The following is a 4,877-nucleotide window of genomic DNA, read 5'->3' as shown; positions in this document are numbered from 1 at the left end:
AATGAATTTTTCCTCCTTATGGTGTATAAAAGATAGAGACCCAAAACAGGTTCAAAGGAAGGTCCTTTCCTTTGTGTGCCTATCATAACATACCCCCCCCGGTGTCAAGACCCAATTTTGAATTTTGCCATTTTTTCTTTATTTTCTTTAGTTTGAACTCTCTAACTTTGGAGGCAGCAAAAAGGTCACGACCGGACGACATGTGCGTACGGTCGTGACACATACAGGGAAATTCGGCGCAGAGAGTGTGCGAGGCCGCTAGGCCGAGTGCGCGGTTCTGCGCTGAATTTTGTCCAAAAGGGGGATATTAGGGGGGAAGAATTTCTGTCGCGCGACTGCGCGCAGAAATTGGTCCACCCTAAAGCGTGTCAAACGACACGCTAAAGCGCCTGCAAAGCAGGCGCTTTTGATGCAGCAAGTGTTTAGCGGGCAGGTTTGGCTGCGCGCAGGGCGAGGCCCACCACAAGGCCCGCCAGGGCCGGGCAGACCCAGCCGAGGCCCAGCGAGAACAGGGGCAGATACCGCCCGGCGGCCTCCAAAAGGCCATGCAGGGGGAGCAGGGCCTGCGCCCCGGCGGGCAGGGCGTGCAGGAAGTCCAGCAGCGCCGCCGGCAGGGTGAAGGCGGTCACACTCACATAGACCCGGCGGTCGTTGTCAAACCACCGGCCCCCCAGAGCCAGCAGGATCAGGGTGATGGCCAGGGGATAGAGGAACATCAGGACCGGTGTGGCCCATGCAATGATGGTCTCCAGGCCGAAATTGGCCGCGCCAAAGGAGAAAAGGCAGAACCCGATCGCCCATGTACGGTAGCCGGGGCCATGGGGGAACAGCTGGCAGAAGGTCTGGGAACAGCTGGTGATCAGCCCCACCGCCGTTTTCAGGCAGGCAAAGGTGACGGTCACCGCCAGGATCACGGCCCCAAATGCGCCGAAATAGTGCCGGGCAATGGTGAGCAGGGCCTCGCCGCCGTTGGAGGCCGCCGGATAGACCCCGCGGCTTTGGGCGCCCACCACAGCGACCGCCAGATAGATCACGCCCATCAGGCCGCAGCCCAGGCATCCCGCGGCCACCGTATTGACGGCGATGGCCCCCGGCTCGGTGACGCCCAGGTCCCGGATCACGTTGACCACCACGATGCCGAAGGCCAGCCCCGCCAGGGCGTCCATGGTGTTGTAGCCCTCCAAAAAGCCTCCCACAAAGGCGGACTGGGCATAAGCGTCCTGCGCCTGGGCCACCGAGACCGGACCCATGGGATGGATCAGGGCGGCGGCCAGCAGGACCCCCAGGCAGACCAAAAACAGCGGGTTGAGCACCTTGCCCACCCAGGTCAGGATCTTGCCCGGGCGGAGGGAAAAGCCCAGCACCACCGCAAAAAACACCAGCGAAAAGACCGCCAGCGCCCCCTGGCTGCCGCTTCCGCCCAGGGCCGGGGCCACGCCCGTTTCAAAGGGGACGGTGGCGCACCGGGGGATGGCAAACAGAGGCCCGATGGTCAGGTAGAGCACACAGGTAAAAAACAGGCTGTACCGGGACCCCACCCGGCGGGTGAGGGCTGCCAGCCCGTCACAGCGGCTGATGCCCAGAGCCGCCACCCCCAGCAGGGGCAGGCCCACGCCGGTGACCAGCAGTCCCGCAGCGGCGGCCCACACACTGCCGCCCGCCTGCTGACCCATGGCGGCGGGAAAGATCAGGTTGCCCGCCCCGAAAAACAGGCCGAACAGCATACTGCCCACCGCCAGCATCTGCCGGAAGGTCAGGTTCTTTTTCATGGAACACACCCTCTTGTGTATCAGAATGGTTTCATGATAACATACCGATAGATGAAAGTAAATAACGACTGCCACAAAAAAGGCGCGATTTATTCGTCAGCCCAGGAGAGGAGCCGCTTTTTGCGCAGCAGGTAATAGCCCACGCCGGCGATGTCGGCCAATGCCCAGCCGATGGGCACCGACCACCAGATGCCCACCACGCCCAGCGGGGTCGCGGACAAAAGATAGGCCAGGGCCACCCGGGTGCCCAGCGAGATGACCGTGAGCACCACGCTCATACCGGGGCGGCCCAGGGCGCGGTAAAGCCCGTACAGCAAAAACAGGCAGCCAATGCCAAAATAGAAAGCGCCCTCGATGTGCAGGTAGCGCACCCCCTCGGCAATGACGGCGGCTTCTCCCGCGTCCACAAACAGGCCCATCAGCGGCGCGGCAAAGACCCACACCAAAACCGACAGCACCACCCCAAACCCGATGGAGGTGAAGGCGGCCCCTTTCAGCCCGGCCCGGATGCGGCCGGCGTCTTTGGCGCCGTAGTTCTGTGCGATGAAGGTGGAGAAGGCATTGCCAAAGTCCTGCACCGGCAGATAGGCGAAGGAGTCGATCTTGACCGCCGCCGCAAAGGCCGCCATGACGGTGGGGCCAAAGCTGTTCACCAGCCCCTGCACCATCAGGATGCCAAGGTTCATCACCGACTGCTGGATGCAGGTGAGGAAGGAGTAGCTGGCCACCTCGCCCAGGCAGGCGGGCCGCAGGCGCAGGTATTTGCCCAGGCCCCGGAACTCAGTGCGGCGGGCCAGGGTATAGATCAGGATGCCGATGCCCGACACATACTGGGAAATAACGGTAGCCTCGGCGGCGCCTCCCACGCTGCGGCCCAGGCCCAGCACAAAATACAGGTCCAGTACAATGTTCAGGCAGGCGGACACCGCCAGAAAAGCCAGGGGGACCACGCTGTTGCCCACCGCCCGCAGGAACGATGCGAAATAGTTGTACAAAAAGATAGCCGGAATGCCGGTAAAAATGATGGCCAGGTACTGGCGCATCAGCCCCCACACCTCGTCGGGCACCTGCAGGAATACCTGGATCCAGTCCAGACAGGCAAAGGACAGGATATTCAGCACCACCGCCACCACAGCGATCAGCGCAAACGAGGATACCAGGCTCTCACGCAGGCCGTCGGGGTCCCGGCGTCCGAAATGCATCGAGAACAGCGCCCCGCTGCCCATGCACAGGCCCAGCAGGATGGAGGTCAGGAAGGTCATCAGCGAGTAGGAGGAGCCCACCGCCGCCAAGGCGTTGGTGCCCACAAAGCGCCCCACGATCAGGGTATCGGCCACGTTGTAGCATTGCTGCAGCAGATCCCCCAGGATCATGGGGATCGCAAACAGCAGCATGGAACGCATCACCGGCCCCCGCGTCAGGTCCTGGTTCATGACTGTCACTCCGTTTCCATTCGAAAGTTTTATCTTACGTTTCGAAACGATTATAGCCCCGGCGGGGCGGAATGTCAACAGCAGGTTTCCTTTTGGGGCCAAACATGCTATAATAACCCCCGAAAGACAGACAAAGGGGGTTTCACCATGTTTCTGGAAGGATTGGACAGCCTGGACCGTCAGATCGTCCAGCTGCTGATCGAGAACGCCCGGATGTCCTATTCCGATATCGGGCAGGCGGTGGGGATCAGCCGGGTGGCGGTCAAGGCGCGGATCCAGGCGCTGGAGCAGCGCGGGGTGATCGAGGAATACACCACCATCATCAACCCGCAGAAGATCAGCGGCGCGGTCAGCTGTTATTTTGAGATCGAGACCCGCCCCGACACCCTGGCCCAGGTAACGGCCCTGCTGGCGGCCAACGAGACGGTCACCCAGATCTACCGGGTCACCGGCAAGGACAAGCTGCACGTCCACGCGGTGGCGGCCTCGGGCGAGGAGATGGAGCGCCTGATCCGCGAGGTCATCGACCCCTTGCCCGGGGTGCTGAGCTGCAGCTGCAACATGATCCTCTCCCGTATCAAGGACATCAAGGGCCTGCGGCTGTAAGCGCCCGACAGCCCGAGCGGCGCTTTTGATTCCGTTCTGTATATAACACACCGATTATTCCGTGCAATCATCCTCCTTTTGCCCGCGTGCAGGCAAAAGGGGGATTTTTTCGGCGCGCAAAACAATGCGGGGGCCGGCCGTATGGCCGGCCCCCGCAGAGGGACCCTATCTTTCGTGACGCAAAAGTTCTTTTGTTTTGGTGCGATCAACAACAGAAGGAATATTGGTTCTATTCCTCTTTGCCGCCACATCGGATGGGTGTTTTACCCGAGCGTGCAGGTGGTCTCTGGCACCCGCTCGCCCCTTATATCATCTCCCGGTATGGTGCCCCGGGGGTGTTATAAGTAAAGTAGATTAGAACTCGGCTTTAGTGTAGTCCAGCGTAACAGCAATTCCAACAACTACAGAGTCAGCACCTGCGTCTGCTTCTTTCTTATCAGCCCAGCAATCAGCCTTTGCAACGCTCACGCTATAATCACGGGTATTCCCAGAAGCATCTTTCAGGTCACCAATTTGCTGTGCTGCAACAGTATCCAGCAACTCAGAAACCAGGTTATCAATCATCTCATCATTATATGCGCGTTTAACAACATAGAACCCGTAGTAGGTAACATCGTCCGTACCATTCTTCAAAGGCGCAGTTGTACCACCTGCAACATAGCTGTGGCTAGTAAAGTCATTAGTTGCATAAACTGCGTCACCCATATACCGAGATGCGGTATCAACCCAATCACTATTAGTACCAATATCTTCACGGATAAAAGTCAGTGCGGCATGTGTACCGCTCACAGAATAATTTGCAGCAACCTCCGAGACAGCCTTATCCAATTTGGAATTCGGTGCAGCGCTCATCAGTTTCTGAGCATTCGAAGTAGCAGACAGCACAGTGGAGGTGTAAGTGCTGGTGGGAGTAATGTCACCACCATTGCCAGTCCCACCATTATTGTCGCTGCCGTCCTTGCAGCCAGCCAGCATGCTGACGGCCATGATGCCGGCCAGCGCCAGAGAAGCAATCTTCTTGAGTTTCATAATGAATTTTTCCTCCTTATGGTGTATAAAAGATAGAGAC

The 4,877-nt window shown here is 59.2% G+C and carries 4 protein-coding genes; 1 reads left to right on the top strand and 3 read right to left on the bottom strand.

All coding sequences use genetic code 11. From position 1 onward, the window contains the following. Positions 1-422: 422 nt before the first annotated feature. Together brnQ and B5E66_RS12520 are read right to left on the bottom strand one after the other, a co-directional pair. Positions 423-1,769, bottom strand: coding sequence for a branched-chain amino acid transport system II carrier protein (gene brnQ / locus B5E66_RS12525; protein ID WP_087233782.1), 1,347 nt, complete (start codon positions 1,767-1,769; stop codon positions 423-425). A gap of 89 nt (positions 1,770-1,858) precedes the next feature. Further along, a complete protein-coding gene (locus tag B5E66_RS12520; protein ID WP_087233779.1) occupies positions 1,859-3,202 on the bottom strand; it encodes an MATE family efflux transporter in 1,344 nt (447 codons plus the stop codon). Between the two features lie 147 nt (positions 3,203-3,349). Here B5E66_RS12520 and B5E66_RS12515 point away from each other — a divergent pair, with 147 nt between their 5' ends. After that, the gene (locus B5E66_RS12515; protein WP_087233775.1) at positions 3,350-3,808 is read left to right on the top strand and encodes an Lrp/AsnC family transcriptional regulator; all 459 of its coding nucleotides are present in this window, start codon (positions 3,350-3,352) and stop codon (positions 3,806-3,808) included. A gap of 354 nt (positions 3,809-4,162) precedes the next feature. Here B5E66_RS12515 and B5E66_RS12510 read toward each other — a convergent pair whose 3' ends face one another. Beyond that, positions 4,163-4,837 carry a hypothetical protein gene (locus B5E66_RS12510; protein ID WP_143407004.1) on the bottom strand — a complete coding sequence of 225 codons (675 nt, stop codon included), beginning with the start codon at positions 4,835-4,837 and terminating at the stop codon, positions 4,163-4,165. Positions 4,838-4,877 lie beyond the last annotated feature (40 nt).

The organism is Faecalibacterium sp. An121 (assembly GCF_002160915.1).
GTDB classification, from domain to species: Bacteria; Bacillota; Clostridia; order Oscillospirales; family Ruminococcaceae; genus Faecalibacterium; species Faecalibacterium avium.
This window is presented reverse-complemented; position numbering and strand designations above follow the sequence as displayed.

Excerpts from the sequence above, each read along its gene's own strand:
- brnQ (WP_087233782.1), bottom strand. The coding sequence starts at position 1,769 with ATGAAAAAGAACCTGACCTTCCGGCAGATGCTGGCGGTGGGCAGTATG.
- B5E66_RS12520 (WP_087233779.1), bottom strand. The coding sequence starts at position 3,202 with ATGAACCAGGACCTGACGCGGGGGCCGGTGATGCGTTCCATGCTGCTG.
- B5E66_RS12515 (WP_087233775.1), top strand. The coding sequence starts at position 3,350 with ATGTTTCTGGAAGGATTGGACAGCCTGGACCGTCAGATCGTCCAGCTG.
- B5E66_RS12510 (WP_143407004.1), bottom strand. The coding sequence starts at position 4,837 with ATGAAACTCAAGAAGATTGCTTCTCTGGCGCTGGCCGGCATCATGGCC.